Genomic DNA, 16,745 nt, shown 5'->3' with positions numbered 1-16,745 from the left:
TTTCTGGCAGCGGCAACGGCAGCCACTAGCGCTCGAAGCGCAGCACGTTTACCCCGGTGAAGCCCTTCTCGTCGGCGAGCGAGTACCCGAGCTCGGCCAGCTTGCGAGTCACGGTCGGCCGCCAGTCCTGCTTGTCGCTGGTGACCAGCCAGACCGTGTTCACACCGTCGAGGCGGGCGGTCACCCCATCGAGCGGATAGCGGGTCTCCCACAACTCGCCGGTCTCGGCCGCCGGGGTCTTGAGCTTGACATCCACGAGACCGGCGAAAGCGGCCGGGTAGGAGTAGGCGATCACTCGGGTCGTCGCCGCCCGATGTTGGCGCACCGGTCCGTAGATCACCGCCTGCGTCACTGTCGCATCGGCGGACCGTTCGGAGGCGATGAAGCTCGCGACCTCGCTCCAGGAGGAGTTCTGTTTCGCTTCCGGCGTCCGCTGGTGGAGGTACTGCGGCGCGGCGAGCACGGCGCAGAGCGCGAGGGAGGCCAGCACCAGTCGACGTCGGCGCAGCCGGGAGATCGCCAGGCCGATCAGGATGGCTGCGGCCGGTGCCGAGAAAGTGAGGTAGCGCGGCGAAAAGAGCGGTGAGACGGTGACCGACGCGAGAAGGAGACCGACGGTGGGCACGACGAGCCAGGGCAGGAGCACGGATGCAGCGGAAGGGGCCGCGACACCCGGCTGGGCACCCGGAAGCGGACGACTGCGCCACAACCCGACGATCGCGATGCCGATGAGCGTCCAGCCGAGTGCGGCGAGGACAGGGCTGCCGAGGAACCACTGCGTGACGAAGACGGCGTGGAACGTGCTCCCATCGATGGGAGCGATCCAGTCGACCTGCGCCGACTGCCCGGAGACGAGCGACGCCAGCGGCAGCACAAGGAGAGCGGATGCCGCGGCCGCCGCCGCCCAGCCGATCAGCGGGCGGCGTGCGGGGCGTCCGGCGGCGATGAGTGTCCAGACCGCCGTGACGCCGTGTGCTGCCACGAGGAAGACGAGATAGAGGAATGTCGTGCAGGAGATCACGGCGAGCAGGCCGTAGGCCGCCCACCACCCGGCACGCACCCCGAGTCTCGAGGATGTGCTGCGCCAGGCCAGGAGGAAGACGAGGGTGAGCGCCACAGCGAGAGCCGCGGTGAGGGCATAAGAGCGGCCCTCGGTGCCCGCCCAGGTGATGCGCGGCAGGATCGCGAAGACGATCCCCGAGATGATCGCGATCCGGGAGGAGGCGAACAGGCGAACGAGGATCACGATGAGGCCGGCGCCGACGCCGACGGCGACCGCGCTGAGAAGACGAAGGGTGACGGGCGAGTAGCCGACAAGGTCAAACCACAGCCGCGTGACCACGTAGTAGAGGCCGTGGACGGCGTCGACGTTGCCGAGCATCCGGAACAGCTCCGACCAGCTGCGCCCGGTCGCGGAGACCGTTGCGGCTTCGTCGAACCAGACCGACGGCAGCCAGGAGAAGGCGAAGGAGACCAGGAACGCGAAGAAGCCGACGGTGAGGGGAGCGCGCGCCCGGCGAGGGGTGCGGGCGCCGAGGCGGGAGACGGTGGCTTCGCGAGTGACTGCGCTCATGGTCTACCTCCTCTGGGAACTCTGGGCTGGCGGGGAATTCGCGCCGACTGTGAAAACTACGCCGAAAGGCCCGCTACGCGAAGCGCAGCGGGCCATTCGTCAGAGTTTTGTTATTACTTGGCGATCACCGTGATGGTGGCGATGCCGACGAGCAGCTGGGACTTGACGGCGTCCGTGTTGAACGTCTTGTTCAGGAGGCCGGCGGCGTCAGCGGAGATGTGGACCGTGGTACCCGTGAGGATGGCGTTGTTGCCGTCCATCTGGAGGGGCTTGAGGGTTCCACCGTAGAGGTCGAACAGGTCGACCTGGGTCGCGGCGGAGGTGCCGTTGACCGAGACGTCACCGTACAGGATGGACTTGCCCGGGTCGATGGTGAAGTTGGTCAGCTCGACCTTGGTGTCGCCGGCGGTCAGCGAGAAGCCGGATCCCTCGTGCTTGATGGTGCCCTGCACGTACGGGCGGAGCTTCTTGGCCGGGTCGTAGTAGTCCACGTTTCCACCCGTGATGGGGAAGTGCAGGCTGCCGTCGGTGAGCGTCGCGGTTCCGACGGTTCCGGGGGTGAGGCCGAGTGTGGTCAGCGCCGCAGCGAAGCCACCATCGAGAAGAACGGCGGTGTCGACACCGGTGAGGCTCGGGATCGAGGCGAGAGGCTTCTGAACTGCCGGAGCCGATGAGGCCTTGGGGCTGGAGGAAGTGTCGGAGCTGGCGGTGCTCGAGCAGGCGGCGAGGCCGGCGACGAGGAGTCCGGCGGTGATGATCCCGACTGTGGCCTTCTGGAATTTGCGCATGATGTGATCCTTAGGTTTTCGCTTGCCCTTGGTGACAAGCGGTTCTGGGTATTGGTTCGGCCTCCCCCGCCAAAGGGTTTGGAATTGGCCTGTCCTGTTATCGTTCCGTTACATTTCCCAGCAAACGTCCAGCGAAAAACCCCGGGATCACGGGGTTTTCGTCGCCGGCGAATCCCGATCCGACCCCGTCCCCGTCCCGGGCTCGACCCCGTCGCCGTCCCGGGCTCGACCCCATTCGCGGTCCCTGCCCCGTTCGCGGATCAGGAGTTGCGAGGATTCTGCGGCGCGTCGCGGCGCGACACGCCTACGTTCCGGCAGCACTCCTGATCCGTGAACACGATCCGTGAATACGATCGGTGGCGGGACGTTACGGGTCGGGGGCGTGGGTCAGGTGCGTGGCACTCCACGGAGCAGTGTGACCGGATGCCGCAACCGAGCGCGCCCGTCCGGACCGGTGCGGTGGAGCGCCATAGCGACGATCACCACGATGGCGATCGCGATGGCCACCTGGGAGACCGTGTGGTTGGGGATGAGCAGCCGAACCGTGAGGGCGAGCGGCACGGCGAACCATTCCCACCGTCCGCTCAGTGCGATGAAGGGCACGAGGAGGAGGGCATACCAGGGGTATCGCGGCGAGACGATCAGCAGGGTAGTGCCGATCATCACGAGTTGCCCGAGCCAGGGGGCATCCGGATTCGTCTTCCACCACACGAGCACGGCGGTCACGATGAGCAGCACCGCGGCGACCGCGAGCGAGGCGGTCTTCGGCACGAAGAGGGTGAGAAGGGTGAACCTGCTGCCGTTGTTATAGCCCTCCTCCGAGAGGTATCCCGGAAGATAGCCGAGCACGGCGATGCCCGTCGAGAGCACATAGGGGATGTAGAGCACGGCGAAGGTGACGACCGAGGCCACGATCACCTTCCACGGCTGGCGACGCAGCAGCGCCGGGGCCGCGATCACGGGGATCAGTTTGACGGCGATCGCCGCTCCAAGGGCGACACCCCCGCGAAAGCGCAACCCGCGTGCCACCAGAAGGGTCGCCACGAGCGCGAGGAGGGTGCCGAGGATGTCGATGTGCGAGTTGGTGATCGCCTCGGTCGCGACGATCGGGCTCCAGCCCCAGAGCGCGGCCCAGCGCGGATCGAGGTTGCGTCGTCGCAGCGCCACGATGAGCATCGCGGTGATGGCGATGCTCATGAGCAGACCGGTGAGCTGGAGCGGCCAGTATTCGGCCGACGGCCCGGTGACGAAGCGCACGCCGGCGAAGAACATCTCGGCGGCCGCCGGATAGATTGTGGGCACCTTCGAGCGGTTGAGCGCGGTGCAGAGGGGGATGCCATCCGGAACCGAGGAGGTCTTGTGCGTGCGCGGCTCGACGCACCGGTGAGTGCCGTCGGCATTCTTGAGCGGTGTGGGGAAGAGCCAGTCGGGGCGAAGGGATCCGACAGCGTCGGCCACGGGCACATACCGGTAGGGCGAGACGCCGGCGTTCTGCACGATGCCGTCCCAGGCATATCTCGCCGAGTCGGTGCTCGTATTGGGAGGGCCGGCCATCGCGGCACCTCCGATCACCGCCGAACCGATCAGGATGATCGCTATCGCGGGCCGTGTCGGCACCGCGCGAAGGGCGAGGATCGCGAGCGCGAAGAGCACCCACAGCCCGGCGGTGCACAGGATGAGCGCGGTGGGGTGCGAGCTGTCGAAATAGCCGAGCGCGGTGACGGAGTAGGCCGTGAGCCCCGCCATCGCCGCGGCGACCACAGCGGCGAGCGCGGTCGAGAGAAGCGGAGGCAGGGCGATCTTCATCGACACCATCCTGTCGGACGGAAGGTCGGGATCCGCGCGGCTCGACCGGTGTCGTTTCTGAACCGTAAGGTTTTGGTGGCGCAGTGTTCGCCATCCGGATGCTCAAATAAGAACATGCGCCGACTTCTGCTCGACCTCCGGCGGGTGCTCTCGACTCCGTCGAGGAACCCGCGCATGGCCGTCGTGCTCGGGCGCCTGCTCGGCATCGCCTTCCTCGTGTGCTTCGGCACCGGGCTCTACAGCCACTTCCTGCAGGAGCCGCTGCCGTGGATGGTGTTCCCCACGCGCCCCCAGACTCTCTACCAGCTGAGCCAGGGCATCCACATCACGGCTGGCATCGCCTGCTTCCCCCTTATCCTCGGCAAGCTCTATGTGGTCTTCCCAGAGCTGTTCCAGACTCCGCCGATGAAGAACTTCCTCGGATTCCTCGAGCGCGCGTCCATCGCGATCTTCGTGGCATCCTCACTCGTGCAGATCGTGACCGGGCTGCTCAACACCTACCAGTGGTATCCGTTCCCCTTTCCGTTCAAGCAGGTGCATTTCGCGCTCTCGTTCGTGATCATCGGTTCGCTCGCCATCCATATTGCGGTGAAGCTGCCGGTGATCAGCCGGTACTGGACGCGCTCGCGCAGCTTCGATGCGGAGGGGAACCTGCTGCTCGACGACGAGGACCTTCCGGTCACTCCTGCAGAAGTCGCCGCCGAACTAGCCGAGACGACAAGGGAGCCGGTCGGCCCGATCTCCCGCCGCGTCGACGGTCTCACCGGCCGCGTGTTCGACTGGATCGACAGCGCCCCACCCCGAATCGACACGCCGAAACAGGCGAGGGTCTCGCGGCGTGGTTTCGTCGCAACGATCGGGGTGGCGACCGCCGCGGTCGTGGCGCTCACGGCGGGGCAATCATTCCGGGTGCTCGACGCGATCAACGTCTTCGGGCCGCGTAAGAACTTCATCGGGCCGAATTCCCTCCCGATCAACCGCACAGCCAAAGCCGCCCAGGTGACGGAGGCCGACATCGGCGTCGACTGGGCCCTCTCGGTGAGCCGGGGAGCGGTCACCAAGACCTTCACCCGCGCCGAGCTCGAGTCGATGACCCTGCACAGCGTGGATCTGCCGATCGCCTGTGTCGAGGGCTGGAGCCAGATGGCGTCCTGGCGCGGAGTGCGGCTTCGCGACCTGATGGATGCCGTCGGTGCGCATCCCGATGAAGACCTGCGGCTCACGAGCCTGGAGAAGAGCGGCGGGTACCGCGTGACCGAGATGGGCCATGAGTATGCGCAGGACGACCTGACACTCGTGGCTCTCGACCTCAACGGTTCACCGCTCGACATGGACCACGGTTTCCCAGCCCGCATGATCGCTCCCGGACGGCCAGGGGTGCTTCAGACCAAGTGGCTGTCGAAACTCGAGGTGATCTGATGAGGATGGATGCGACGAGGGCCTGGCGCACGGCGCTGCTGGTGATCGGAGTGCTGCTGCTTCTTCTCGGCGCCTACGTGATGGTCGACACGGTCAAGCCGGTGAAGATCGCCGGGGTCGCGCTGTGGTTCCTGCTGGCGCTGATCGTGCATGACGGCATCATCGCGTTCGTGACCTTCGGGGTCGCCTTCCTGCTGCGCAAGGCGGGGCTGCTGCGCAAGGCGGGACGGGCCCTGCCGATCGCCGTGCTTGCGATCGTGCAGGCCGGGCTCGTGGTCTGCTCGGTCTTCGCGATCATCGTGCTGCCGGCCGTGTACAAGAAGTCGATCGGTACTAAGAACCCCACGGTTCTTCCGCTCGACTACGGTCCCTCGCTCGTGATCCTCTGGGCCGTCGTGGTCGTGCTCACGGCCCTCGCCGTCGTCGGCTATACCGCGGTGGCGAGACGGCAGAAGAACCGGCCGTCGGTCTCCCAGGACTGATCGAGCCGGAGCCCGATCCGCGCGGCGCGACGCACGAGGGCGGCTTCACCGATCTCGGCCCACGGGAACGCGTCGCTCTGGTGGCCGCGGATGTCCACGACGGTGCCGTCGTACATGTGATCGCGCGACGGGTCGGCGTGCACCTCGACGACGATGACACCGTCGAAGGCGATCAGCTCTGCGCAGCGCTCGAGGAGGGCAGACGGGTTTCCGCCGATGCCGATGTTGCCGTCGACCAGCAGCGCGGCCCCCCAGAGTCCCTCGCGGGGGAGGCGCTCGAAGACCGAGCGGTTGAGCACCATCAGGCCGGACTCGCGGGCGATCTCCACCGCGGTCTCCGACACGTCGATGCCGAGGGCCGTGAGGCCCCGGTGCATGGCGGCACGCACCATGCGCCCCGGTCCGCAGCCGATGTCGAGGACGGCACCGTGGATGCCGTCGAGGAGGCCGAGGTCCGCGGCATCCGCCGCATCGTTCCAGCGGGAGACGTCCATCGCACGCGACGGCGTGAGGGAGTCGGAGTCGACATCGCGGAGGTAGAGCACCTGGTCGGCACGTCGGAGCGCGCGGGCGTAGGGCTCCGCGCCGCCGGACCCGAAGGTGGCGAAGGCCGCGTCGCTCATCGGTTCGTCCCCTGCTCGTCGGCGCGAGTGTCGAACGACGCGAGAGTGCGGGCGAATTCGGTGTGCGGGGCGAGGCCGGCGACCACTCGGGCATCCTCGATGGTGTCGACATCGACGAGCTCCGGCAGCATCAGTACGCTCAGCCCAGCCTCGGTGAGCCGCTCGAGCTGCAGTCGGCCGGTGTCGTCGCGCGACATCGGCACCCCCCGGATCAGCGAGCCGTCGGGCTCGGCCATGGCTATGGTCCAGTAGCCGCCGTCGTTGGCGAAGCCGAGGAACGCATCGACTCCGGAGGGCCATTCCCCGAAGAGCGGGGACAGCATGGCGGGGTCCAGCTGTGGTGTATCCATGCCGACGAGGACCGTCGGGCCCTCACATTCGTCGAATATCGCTCCGAGACGCATATCCAGATCCCCGCTCACTTGGTGTATCACGTCGTATGGTTCGGAGCCGAGGGGCAAAAGGTTGCCATCGAAGAGCAGAATTCGTCGGGACGCGTCGAGCGTCTCCACCGCGCGGAAAGTGTCGGCCAGGCTCGCGGAGGCCAGGGTGGCCGCCTGCTCGAGACTGAGCGGGGGGTGCAATCGTGTCTTCACTCGCCCGGGAATGCACTCCTTGGCGATGATGATGAGTGTGGTCAACGCGTGTTCGCCCTCAGCAGTCGTGACATGTCGGTGATGGCCACGACGGTGCCGCGGATCGTACCGGTGACTTTAGAGCGACCGATGCGGGGAGAATAGGGGGTTGCCTTTTCGACGATGGTCCAGCCCGCGCGCGAGGCCTTCAGCACCATCTCCAGTGGATAGCCGCTGCGCCGGTCGGTGAGGTCGAGGGTGAGGAGGGCTTCGCGATCGGCAGCCCGCATCGGGCCGAGGTCGTGGAGGGGCACCCCAGTGGCCCGTCGCATCAGCCGGGCGAGGGCGAAGTTGGCGAACCGGGCGTGCAGCGGCCAGGCCCCGCGGGTCGTCGGCCGCCGTCGACCGAGGGCGAGGTCGGCCGTTCCGCTGGTGACCAGGGCGACGAGCGGCTCGAGGTCCCGGGGATCCATCGACGCGTCGGCATCGCAGTAGGCGACGATCGGGGCGGTGGCCGCGAGCAGGCCGGCGTGGGCGGCCGCGCCGAATCCCCGGCGGGATTCGCGTACGACGAGGGCGCCGGCGGCCTCGGCGATCTCGGCCGAGCGGTCGGTCGACCCGTTGTCGACGACGATCGCCCGGTACCCCTCCGGAAGGCGAGAAAGCACCCAGGGGAGGGCGCCCTCTTCGTTCAGGCAGGGCAGAACGATGTCGACGAGCGGTGTGGTCACACTCGCAAGCGTAGGAGCCGCCGGTGGCCGCACCCGCCCCTAAGCATTACGAAATGCTGACCGATGGCCCGGGCCGCGGCATCCACGTCGATTTCCCGGCTTGCCGACCTATCCTGAGCAGGTGAGCACGTCATCCACAGCGGGGCCCTCGACGACCGCAGGGTCCGACCTCCTCGCGCACACCGACCCGCTGCGTGACCGGCGCATCCTGGTGGTGGATGACGACGCCACCGTCTCAGAGGTCGTGTGCAGCTACCTGCGCTCGGCCGGGTTCATCGTCGAGAGCGTCGCCGATGGACCGAGCGCGGTCGAGACGGCCGCGCGCATCCGCCCCGACCTCGTGGTGCTCGACCGGATGCTCCCCGGGATCGACGGGGTGGAGGTGTGCCGCCGCATCCGGGCCGAACGCCCGGTACCGGTGATCATGCTCACCGCGCTGCGTGAAGAAGAAGACCGGATCGACGGTCTCGAAGCGGGCGCCGACGATTACCTCGCCAAGCCGTTCTCCCCCCGCGAGCTCGTGCTGCGGGTGAAGTCCATCCTGCGGCGCAGCCTGCCGGAATTCTCGCCGGAAGCCACGATCGACGCGGGGGAATTCCACCTCGACGTGTCGTCGCGCCAGGTGAGCCTTCGCAGGGAGCCGCTGGCGCTCACCATCCGCGAATTCGACCTCCTCGCGTTCCTGCTCAAGCATCCGCGCCAGGTCTTCAGCCGCGAGGAGTTGCTCCGGGCTGTGTGGGGGTGGGAGTTCGGCGACCTCTCTACGGTCACCGTGCACGTGCGGCGTTTGCGCGAGAAGATCGAGCGGGATGCCGCCCATCCCACCCTGCTGAGCACCGTCTGGGGCGTGGGCTATCGATTCGACGTCGAACCGGCGGTGACCGCATGAGCATGACCGACCTGCTCATGGTCTCGCTCTTCGCCCTCGGCTGCGCGGTGGTGGTCGGGGCCGTCTCCCTCGTGGTGTTGCGGTTCATGACCCGCACCTCCCTCGTGCTGCAGCTGTGTGTCGTCGTGCTTGCAGCGGTGCTCTCTATCGCGGCGGGCATGTGGCTGGCCGCCTCGATGATGCTCGTGACGCCGCACGATCTCACGGTGCTGCTCTCGGTGGCCGCGATCGCGGGGGTGGTGTCGCTTGCGCTCGCCGCGCTGCTTGGTCGATCGCTCGTGCGCAACAGTCGCCAACTGATCGACGCGACCCGGCGGATCGGCACAGAGGAGGCCATGACCGAACCGGTGCGGCACTCGAGCAACGAGTTCGCGGCGCTCGCTCTCGAACTCACCGCGACCAACCGGCGGCTCGCCGAGTCCCGGGCGCGCGAAGCGCTCGCGGAGAACTCGCGGCGGGAACTCGTGGCGTGGATCTCTCACGACCTGCGAACGCCGCTCGCGGGTATCCGGGCGATGGCGGAAGCGCTCGAAGACGGCATGGTCGACGAGCCGGAGCGCTACTACGTGAAGGTGCGCAGCCAGGTCGACCGCATGAGCGGAATGGTCGACGATCTCAATGAACTGTCGCGCATCCACTCCGGGTCGCTGCGCCTGTCGATGCAGAAAGTGTCACTGTACGACCTGATCAGCGACGTTGTCGCCGAGCTCGGTCCCTTCGCCGAATCCCGTTCGATCTCTCTCGTGGGCGACGGCGCCCGGGAACTCACGATCCTCGCCGACCCTCGGGAGCTCTCGCGCGTGGTCGGCAACCTGGTGATGAACTCGATCCAGCACTCCCCGGCGGGCAGCCCGATCACGGTGAGTGCCAGGCGCAGCGATGACGGGCTCGCCGTGATCTCTGTGATCGATGCGGCCGGTGGCATCCCGGAGAAGGATCTTGGCCGGGTCTTCGAGGCGGGCTGGCGCGCGAGCAACTCGCGCACCCCGGAGACGGCGACGGCGCGCTCGGGCGGTGCGGGCCTCGGGCTCGCTATCGTTCAGGGCATCGTTCAGGCCCACCGCGGCCGGGTCGTCGTGCAGAACGTGCCGGGCGGATGCCGCTTCGACGTGTTCCTTCCCCCGAGTCCGTCTGACGGCTCTCCCTCGTCCCTCGCCGGGGTGACCTCATGAATGCCGATCGCGTGACTACGGAGACCCGACCGACGACACTGTCGTCGCGGACCACCACGGCCTGGGCGGCGTTCGCCGGAGTGGTCTCGGCCGCCGTCGTTCTCGGTGTCGCCGAGCTCGTCTCCCTCTTCGTCGGGGCCGCCGGCAGCCCCCTGTTCGCGGTCGGATCCCTGGTGATCGACCTTGCGCCGGCCGGCGTCAAGGAATTCGTGATCGCGATCTTCGGCACCGGGGACAAGGCTGCGCTCCTTACCCTCATGGGCATCCTCATCGTCGTGATCTCGGGGACCGCGGGGGTGCTCGAGCTCCGGCGTCCACCACTCGGTGTGATCGTGATCGGCATCGGCGGGGCCGTCGCCCTCGTCGCCGTGCTCACCCGGGCCGGAGCCACCGGGTTCAACGGAATCGCCACCATCGTCGGCGGTGTCACCGGGGTGGTGGTGCTGCGACTCGCGATCGAGAAGCTCGGACGCTGGCGGCGAGCCGCGGAGCGGAGCGCGGACGTCGTCGCGGCCACGGGCCGCCCGGCACGGGGGCCGCAGCTCGAGCGGCGCGGCTTCCTCACTCTCGCGATCGTCGCGGGGGCGGCATCCGTCGTCGTGGGCGCCGGAGCGCGGCTCGTCAACCAGGGGGCGACGAAGGTCGCCGCCATCCGCACGAAGCTCACGCTGCCGAAACCGGCGGTCGCCGCCGACCCGGTGCCGGCCGGGGCCGCTATCGACGTGCCGGGCATCTCGCCGTTCGTCACCCCGAACGCCGACTTCTATCGAATCGATACCGCACTGCAGGTGCCGTCGATCGACCCCGACAAGTGGATGCTGAAGGTCACCGGAATGGTGGAGAACGAGTTCTCCCTGAGCTTCGCCGAGCTGCTCGCCAAGCCGCTCGAGGAGCATCTCGCCACGCTCACCTGCGTATCGAACGACGTGGGCGGCGACCTCATCGGCAACGCACTCTGGCTGGGCTACCCGATCCGCGACCTTCTGGCCAAGGCGGTGCCGAAGGCCGGGGCCGACATGGTGCTCTCCACGAGCATCGACGGGTTCACCGCAGGCACGCCCCTCTCGGTGCTCCAGGACGCGGGCACGAACGCCATGCTCGCGGTGGGGATGAACGGGGAGGCCCTGCCGCTCGAGCACGGTTTCCCGGTGCGGATGGTCGTGCCCGGCCTCTACGGCTATGTCTCGGCAACGAAGTGGGTTGTCGAGCTCAAGGTGACGAAGTTCTCCGAGGACGAGGGCTACTGGACACCGAGGGGGTGGGACGCGAAGGGACCGATCAAGCTCGCCTCCCGCATCGACACCCCGCGCGCCGGGGCATCGGTCGCGGCCGGAACTGTCGCGATCGCGGGCGTGGCCTGGGAGCAGCATGTCGGAGTCAAGTCGGTAGAGGTACAGGTGGACGACGGCCCCTGGGTCGAGGCGACCCTCGCCGATTCGATCTCGGCCGATACCTGGCGCCAGTGGGTGTACCGCTGGCCGGCGACCGCGGGCTCACACAAGATCCAGGTGAGGGCGACGGATGCCTCCGGCGTCACCCAGCGCCGCACCTACCAGCCGCCGGCACCCAATGGCTCGGAGGGCTGGCACGCGATCTCGGTCGACGTCACCTGACCGGTCAGACTACTGCGGCGCGTAACGGCGCGCTCGCGAACTCGGCCATCCCCTCGTCGAAGCTCACCGCCGGATGCCAGCCGAGCTCGGACTTCAGGCGCTCGGATGACGCGGTGATGTGCCGCACGTCACCGAGGCGGTACTCGCCCGTGATCACCGGCTCGGGGCCGCCGGAATAGCGGCTGAGCGCGGACGCGAGATCACCGATGGTGTGCACGATCCCGCTGCCGACGTTGAAGGCGCGGAACTGCCCGCCGGTTCCCCCCTCTGCCGAAATCGCCTCGATCGCGGCGAGATTCGCGGATGCCACGTCCCGTACATGCACGAAGTCCCGGCGTTGCGCGCCGTCTTCGAACACGCGGGGCGCCTCACCGCGTTCGAGAGCCGAACGGAAGAGCGAGGCGACGCCCGCGTAGGGGGTGTTCTGCGGCATCCCCGGTCCGTAGACGTTGTGGTACCGCAGCGCGACGGCGCGGCCGCCGGTGGATCGCGCCCAGGCCGCGGCGAGGTGTTCCTGAGCGAGTTTGGAGGCCGCGTAGACGTTGCGCGGATCGAGGGGCGCGTCCTCGGAGATGAGTTCGGGCAGCAGCGGGCCGCCGCGTTCGTCCAGCGGATCGAAGTGCCCGGCGTCGAGGTCTTCGACGCGCCGGGCGGCCGGACGGGTCGATCGCCCGGAACTGTCGCGGTAGTTGCCCTCGCCGTAGACCACCATGGACGACGCCACGACGAGCCGTTCGACGCCGGAGTGCGCCATGGCGGCCAGCAGCACTGCCGTGCCGAGATCGTTGCTCCCGATGTAGTCCGGGGCATCGTCGAAGGAGACTCCGAGCCCGACTTTGGCGGCCTGGTGGCACACGACATCCACCCCGAAGAGAGCGACGGCCAGGGCATCCGGATCCCGCACGTCCGCCTTCACGAACTCCACCCGGGCATCGGGGCGGTAGTCGCCGCCGTGCACATCCGGGCGGAGCGAGTCGAGCACGCGTACGCGCCAGCCTGTGTCGAGCGCGGCGTCGACGATGGCGGAGCCGATGAAACCGGCGCCCCCGGTGATCAGCACGGTGGTCATCGGGTCTCCTCCGATCGGGCTCTTCTCGGAGGGACGGGCCTGGCCAGCACGGCCGCGACCTCCGCGGGATCGATGCTCTGCCGCGGGGTGTACTGCTCGGGCAGCGCGCGGATGATCGTCTCGATGGCCGCGACGATGCGCGGCTGGGCCTCGGCGAGGCGCCGCATCACGAGGGCGTGGCTCACGGCATCCGGGTCCACCTCGCCAGGGCGGGGCGCGAGCCCCGCGTCGCTGTCGGTCACGAACGACAGGTTCACGGTGTCGATGTTGAGCTCGGCGGCGAGCGGCACCTCCGGGTACATGGTCATGTTCACGGTGTGCGCTCCCGCGGCGGCGAACCACAGCGACTCGGCGCGGGTGGAGAACCGCGGACCCTGGATCACGACGACGGTGCCCGAGGTCTTGATGTCGGCGCCGGCCAGCGCCTCCGCGGCGATCGCGTGGAGGTCCGGTGCGAAGGGATCGGCGGCGGCGAGATGCTGCACGGAGCCCTCGTCGAAGAAGGTGTCGGGACGGCCGCTGGTGCGGTCGATGAACTGGTCGGTGAGCACGAGCGTGCCGGGCGGATAGTCCGCGGTCACGCCGCCCACCGCGGAAGAGGACAGGATGACCCGCGCTCCGAGGCTCGCGAGGGCCCAGATGTTGGCCCGGTAGTTGATGAGGTGCGGGGCGACCGAGTGGTCGACGCCGTGCCGGGTGAGGAACGCGGCGCGCCGCCCGCCGAGCTCGCCGAGCGTGACCTCCGTCGGTCCGTATGGGGTCTCGATGCGGAGCTTCTCGCTGCGGGTCGGGTCGAACAGCGTGTACAGGCCGGAGCCGCCGATGACGGCGACGGTCACTTCGCGGGAGGGTGGGGTCATCCTCCTATTGTTCCAGCGTTGCGGGAGTGTGCTTTCAATCGACTTGGTAGACGATGCGACTTGCCGACCGAAAAAGTCTCATCGTCTACCAAGTCGATTGGATGGGCCTGTGGATGGTTCGCGCACGCCCGGGCCGAATCCAGCCACGATTCAGCAATGTCGAAGCGCGAATCCCTCCCAGCGCAATTCATCGGTGTGCCCTTCCGCGTCACCGAGGCCCGAGCCTCCGGAGTGTCCACGGCTCGATTGCGGGCATCCGATCTCCGAGTGCCGATTCGGGGCGTCCGTGAGCCTCGGGCCTCCGTCGACACTTTCGAGGCTCTGGTCGGCAGATACTCGGTCCACATGGCTGACGACGAGTTCTTCAGTCACATCACGGCGGCGAAGTTGTACGGCATCCCGCTTCCCCGTCATCTCGAAGAGCTGCCGGTACTCCACGTCAGTGTGCACGAGCCGGCTTTTCCGCCTCGGGTTCGTGGAGTCATCGGGCACCGGCTGTCGGTGCCGATCGCCCCACGATTGCACGGCAGCTTCAGAACAGTGTCGCCGGCGCGAACCTTCACCCAGTTGGCGGCGGTATTGGCTCACGACGACCTTGTCGTGGCGGGCGATTTTCTTGTCAGGAGGAAGAGTCCCCTGTGCACGATGGAGGAGTTGCGGGCCGCGGTGTCCTCAATGGGTCCGGCCCGCGGGGCGCGTGCGGCGCGGCAGGCGCTTCCGGAGGTGCGAAGCGGAACCGACTCACCGATGGAGACGCGAACTCGACTCCTCATTGTGCGGGCGATGCTGCCGGAGCCGGTGATCGGCTACACGGTGCGGGACGAGAATGCCGATTTCATCGGCACGCCGGATCTCGCCTACGTGAAGGAGCGCATCGCCATCGAATACCAGGGCAGCGATCACTGGACGGATCCCGCAGTCTTCGCCGACGACATCGAGCGCCGGATCCTGTTCGAACGCGCGGGTTGGTTCGTCATCCTGGTGATCGCAGACCATGTCTTTCGCAATCCCCACTGGACTGCCGAGCGTATCCGCGTCGCGCTCCGCGAGCGCGCCGACCTGTCTCCTCTGCGCTGAATCGGCCCCGGCCGCCTGTTCACTCGATCGACTTGGTACAAGTTGCACAAAAGTGGTCGCGGAACTTGCAACGACTACCAACTCGAGTGGGGCGGCGACGCACACCACCCCGATGACCTGAGCCACCCCCACATTGCGCCGAGAGCGAGACGGAACCCCGGGGGACTCCCCACCGGCTACAGTCATTCAGTGGCACATCTCCTGGGCGCCGAGTCCCTTCACCTCGAATATCCCACCCGTGTCATCTTCGACAAGGTCACTATCGGCCTCGACGAGGGAAATCGCATCGGCGTCGTCGGGCGCAACGGCGACGGCAAGTCGACGCTCCTTCGCCTGCTGAGCGGACGCATCGAGCCGGATGCCGGCCGCGTCACGCGCCGCAACGGCGTCACGCTCGGCATGCTCGACCAAGCCGACCTGCTGCCGGAAGACCTCGTGGTCAAAGACGCGATCGTGGGCGACAAGGACGAGTACGAGTGGGCCGGGGACGCCCGCATCCGCGACGTGATCGACGGCCTGCTGCTCGACGTGCCGTGGGAAGCCACGATCGGGGAACTCAGCGGCGGTCAGCGACGACGCGTCGCCCTCGCCAAACTGCTCGTCGGCGACTGGGACGTCATCTTCCTCGACGAGCCCACCAACCACCTCGACGTCGAAGGCATCGCCTGGCTCGCCGGTCATCTCAACAAGCGCTGGTCGCCTAACCAGGGTGGGCTCGTGGTCGTGACCCACGATCGATGGTTCCTCGACGAGGTCTCCACCGACACGTGGGAGGTGCACGACCAGATCATCGAGCCGTTCGAGGGAGGCTACGCCGCCTACATCCTGCAGCGTGTCGAGCGCGACGAAATGGCCGCGACGATGGAGTCGAAGCGCCAGAACCTCGCCCGAAAGGAGCTCGCCTGGCTGCGCCGCGGCGCTCCGGCCCGCAGCACGAAGCCGAAGTTCCGGATGGATGCCGCCTACGACCTCATCGCGAACGAACCGCCTCCCCGCGACACCGTCGCCCTCAGCCAGCTCGCCACGGCGCGTCTCGGCAAGGACGTCGTCGACCTGCTCGACGTCGGCGTCACCTATGGCGGAACGAAGGATGCGGACGGCCACGTCACCGGCGGCGTCGAGATCCTGAAAGATATCGAGTGGCGCGTCGCCCCGGGCGAGCGCACCGGCATCCTCGGGGTGAACGGTGCGGGCAAGTCGACGCTGCTCAGCCTCATCGCCGGCACCCTGCTTCCCACGAGCGGCCGGGTGAAGCGCGGCAAGACCATCCGTGTCGCCATCCTGAGCCAGCAGCTCGGTGAGCTCGCGGACATCCTCGAGGACCGGGTGATGGATGTCATCGCCCGCCAGAAGAGCTCCTACGTCACCGGCGGCAAGGAACTGACGCCCGGCCAGCTGCTCGAACGCATGGGGTTCATGTCCGCCCAGCTGAGCACCAAGGTCAAGGACCTCTCCGGTGGTCAGCGCCGTCGGCTGCAGCTGCTGCTCATCCTGCTCGGCGAGCCGAACGTGCTGATCCTCGACGAGCCCACCAACGACCTCGACACCGACATCCTCGCCGCCATCGAGGACCTGCTCGACTCCTGGCCTGGCACGCTGCTCGTGGTGAGCCACGACCGGTATCTGCTCGAGCGGGTCACCGACAATCAGTACGCGATCCTCGACAAGCGGATGCGGCACCTGCCCGGCGGCGTCGACCAGTACCTGCAGCTGCGGTCGCAGCAGACCACCAAGGGGCTCACGGTCACCGAGACTCACAAGGCCGAGGGGGCGTCGCCCGAGAAGAAGGCGACCGTCAACTCGAAGGGCCGCACCAAGCTCACCGGTGCCGAACTGCGCAACGCGCAGAAGGAACTCGGATCCGTCAGCCGGAAACTCGAGAAGGTCACCACCCAGATCTCGGCGATCCACGATCGTTTCGCGAGCCATGACCAGGGCGACTTCAGCGGACTCGCCGCGCTTCAGGGCGAGCTGAAGCCACTCGAGGATTCGATGGCCGATCTCGAACTGCGCTGGCTCGAGCTCAGCGAGGTACTCGAGGCGTAGCGGGCGCACCGTCGGGTGGCGA

Annotated in this window: 15 protein-coding genes; 7 read left to right on the top strand and 8 right to left on the bottom strand. The window is 67.8% G+C overall.

Going from position 1 to position 16,745, the window contains the following annotated elements:
- Window positions 1–25 precede the first annotated feature (25 nt).
- The 3 genes from ACVXZ4_RS14740 to ACVXZ4_RS14730 all read right to left on the bottom strand — a co-directional run bounded on the left by ACVXZ4_RS14740 (window position 26) and on the right by ACVXZ4_RS14730 (window position 4,167).
- Window positions 26–1,573 carry a glycosyltransferase family 39 protein gene (locus ACVXZ4_RS14740; RefSeq protein ID WP_461795568.1) on the bottom strand — a complete coding sequence of 516 codons (1,548 nt, stop codon included), beginning with the start codon at window positions 1,571–1,573 and terminating at the stop codon, window positions 26–28.
- Window positions 1,574–1,686: 113 nt separating this feature from the next.
- Window positions 1,687–2,361 (bottom strand): hypothetical protein, encoded by a 675-nt coding sequence (locus ACVXZ4_RS14735; protein WP_461795567.1) that lies wholly within the window; start codon window positions 2,359–2,361, stop codon window positions 1,687–1,689.
- A gap of 387 nt (window positions 2,362–2,748) precedes the next feature.
- Window positions 2,749–4,167: a glycosyltransferase family 87 protein gene (locus tag ACVXZ4_RS14730; protein WP_461795566.1), complete on the bottom strand. Its 1,419-nt coding sequence runs from the start codon at window positions 4,165–4,167 to the stop codon at window positions 2,749–2,751.
- A 114-nt stretch (window positions 4,168–4,281) separates the two neighbouring features.
- On the opposite strand from ACVXZ4_RS14730, the gene ACVXZ4_RS14725 reads away from it, so the two are divergent.
- Both ACVXZ4_RS14725 and ACVXZ4_RS14720 read left to right on the top strand, forming a co-directional pair.
- On the top strand, window positions 4,282–5,586 hold the full coding sequence (locus ACVXZ4_RS14725) for a molybdopterin-dependent oxidoreductase (RefSeq protein WP_461795565.1): 1,305 nt from the start codon (window positions 4,282–4,284) through the stop codon (window positions 5,584–5,586).
- Between the two features lie 5 nt (window positions 5,587–5,591).
- Window positions 5,592–6,068 (top strand): hypothetical protein, encoded by a 477-nt coding sequence (locus tag ACVXZ4_RS14720; RefSeq protein ID WP_461795564.1) that lies wholly within the window; start codon window positions 5,592–5,594, stop codon window positions 6,066–6,068.
- Here ACVXZ4_RS14720 and ACVXZ4_RS14715 read toward each other — a convergent pair.
- Genes ACVXZ4_RS14715 through ACVXZ4_RS14705 form a run of 3 tightly spaced genes read right to left on the bottom strand, consistent with a single transcriptional unit; the run spans window position 6,014 to window position 7,997 of the window.
- Window positions 6,014–6,691 (bottom strand): class I SAM-dependent methyltransferase, encoded by a 678-nt coding sequence (locus ACVXZ4_RS14715; RefSeq protein WP_461795563.1) that lies wholly within the window; start codon window positions 6,689–6,691, stop codon window positions 6,014–6,016. The two genes, ACVXZ4_RS14720 and ACVXZ4_RS14715, sit on opposite strands and share 55 nt — an antisense overlap.
- Window positions 6,688–7,332: a TIGR04282 family arsenosugar biosynthesis glycosyltransferase gene (locus ACVXZ4_RS14710; RefSeq protein ID WP_461795562.1), complete on the bottom strand. Its 645-nt coding sequence runs from the start codon at window positions 7,330–7,332 to the stop codon at window positions 6,688–6,690. Before ACVXZ4_RS14710 ends, ACVXZ4_RS14715 begins: the two co-directional genes overlap by 4 nt.
- A complete protein-coding gene (locus tag ACVXZ4_RS14705) occupies window positions 7,329–7,997 on the bottom strand; it encodes a glycosyltransferase family 2 protein (RefSeq protein WP_461795561.1) in 669 nt (222 codons plus the stop codon). Before ACVXZ4_RS14705 ends, ACVXZ4_RS14710 begins: the two co-directional genes overlap by 4 nt.
- Before the next feature lie 190 nt (window positions 7,998–8,187).
- On the opposite strand from ACVXZ4_RS14705, the gene ACVXZ4_RS14700 reads away from it, so the two are divergent.
- The 3 genes from ACVXZ4_RS14700 to ACVXZ4_RS14690 are packed head-to-tail and all read left to right on the top strand — an operon-like array spanning window position 8,188 to window position 11,671.
- Window positions 8,188–8,886: a response regulator gene (locus tag ACVXZ4_RS14700; protein ID WP_461797996.1), complete on the top strand. Its 699-nt coding sequence runs from the start codon at window positions 8,188–8,190 to the stop codon at window positions 8,884–8,886.
- Window positions 8,883–10,058: a sensor histidine kinase gene (locus ACVXZ4_RS14695; protein WP_461795560.1), complete on the top strand. Its 1,176-nt coding sequence runs from the start codon at window positions 8,883–8,885 to the stop codon at window positions 10,056–10,058. Before ACVXZ4_RS14700 ends, ACVXZ4_RS14695 begins: the two co-directional genes overlap by 4 nt.
- Entirely contained in the window at window positions 10,055–11,671 is a 1,617-nt protein-coding gene (locus ACVXZ4_RS14690) for a molybdopterin-dependent oxidoreductase (RefSeq protein ID WP_461795559.1), read from the top strand. The genes ACVXZ4_RS14695 and ACVXZ4_RS14690 overlap by 4 nt, the downstream gene beginning before the upstream one ends.
- 4 nt (window positions 11,672–11,675) lie before the next feature.
- Here the strand turns inward: ACVXZ4_RS14690 and ACVXZ4_RS14685 are convergent, their stop codons facing one another.
- A complete protein-coding gene (locus ACVXZ4_RS14685; protein WP_461795558.1) occupies window positions 11,676–12,740 on the bottom strand; it encodes an NAD-dependent epimerase/dehydratase family protein in 1,065 nt (354 codons plus the stop codon).
- The gene (locus ACVXZ4_RS14680; protein ID WP_461795557.1) at window positions 12,737–13,600 is read right to left on the bottom strand and encodes an MTAP family purine nucleoside phosphorylase; all 864 of its coding nucleotides are present in this window, start codon (window positions 13,598–13,600) and stop codon (window positions 12,737–12,739) included. The genes ACVXZ4_RS14685 and ACVXZ4_RS14680 overlap by 4 nt, the downstream gene beginning before the upstream one ends.
- A 345-nt stretch (window positions 13,601–13,945) precedes the next feature.
- On the opposite strand from ACVXZ4_RS14680, the gene ACVXZ4_RS14675 reads away from it, so the two are divergent.
- Window positions 13,946–14,677, top strand: a complete 732-nt coding sequence (locus ACVXZ4_RS14675) for a hypothetical protein (RefSeq protein WP_461795556.1) — start codon at window positions 13,946–13,948, stop codon at window positions 14,675–14,677.
- A gap of 189 nt (window positions 14,678–14,866) precedes the next feature.
- On the top strand, window positions 14,867–16,723 hold the full coding sequence (locus ACVXZ4_RS14670; protein WP_461795555.1) for an ABC-F family ATP-binding cassette domain-containing protein: 1,857 nt from the start codon (window positions 14,867–14,869) through the stop codon (window positions 16,721–16,723).
- The last annotated feature ends 22 nt before the right edge of the window (window positions 16,724–16,745 follow it).

The sequence above is a fragment of the Lacisediminihabitans sp. FW035 genome (assembly GCF_054880895.1).
The sequence above is the reverse complement of the archived record's forward strand: the minus strand, read 5'-3'. Positions and strand labels throughout refer to the sequence as shown.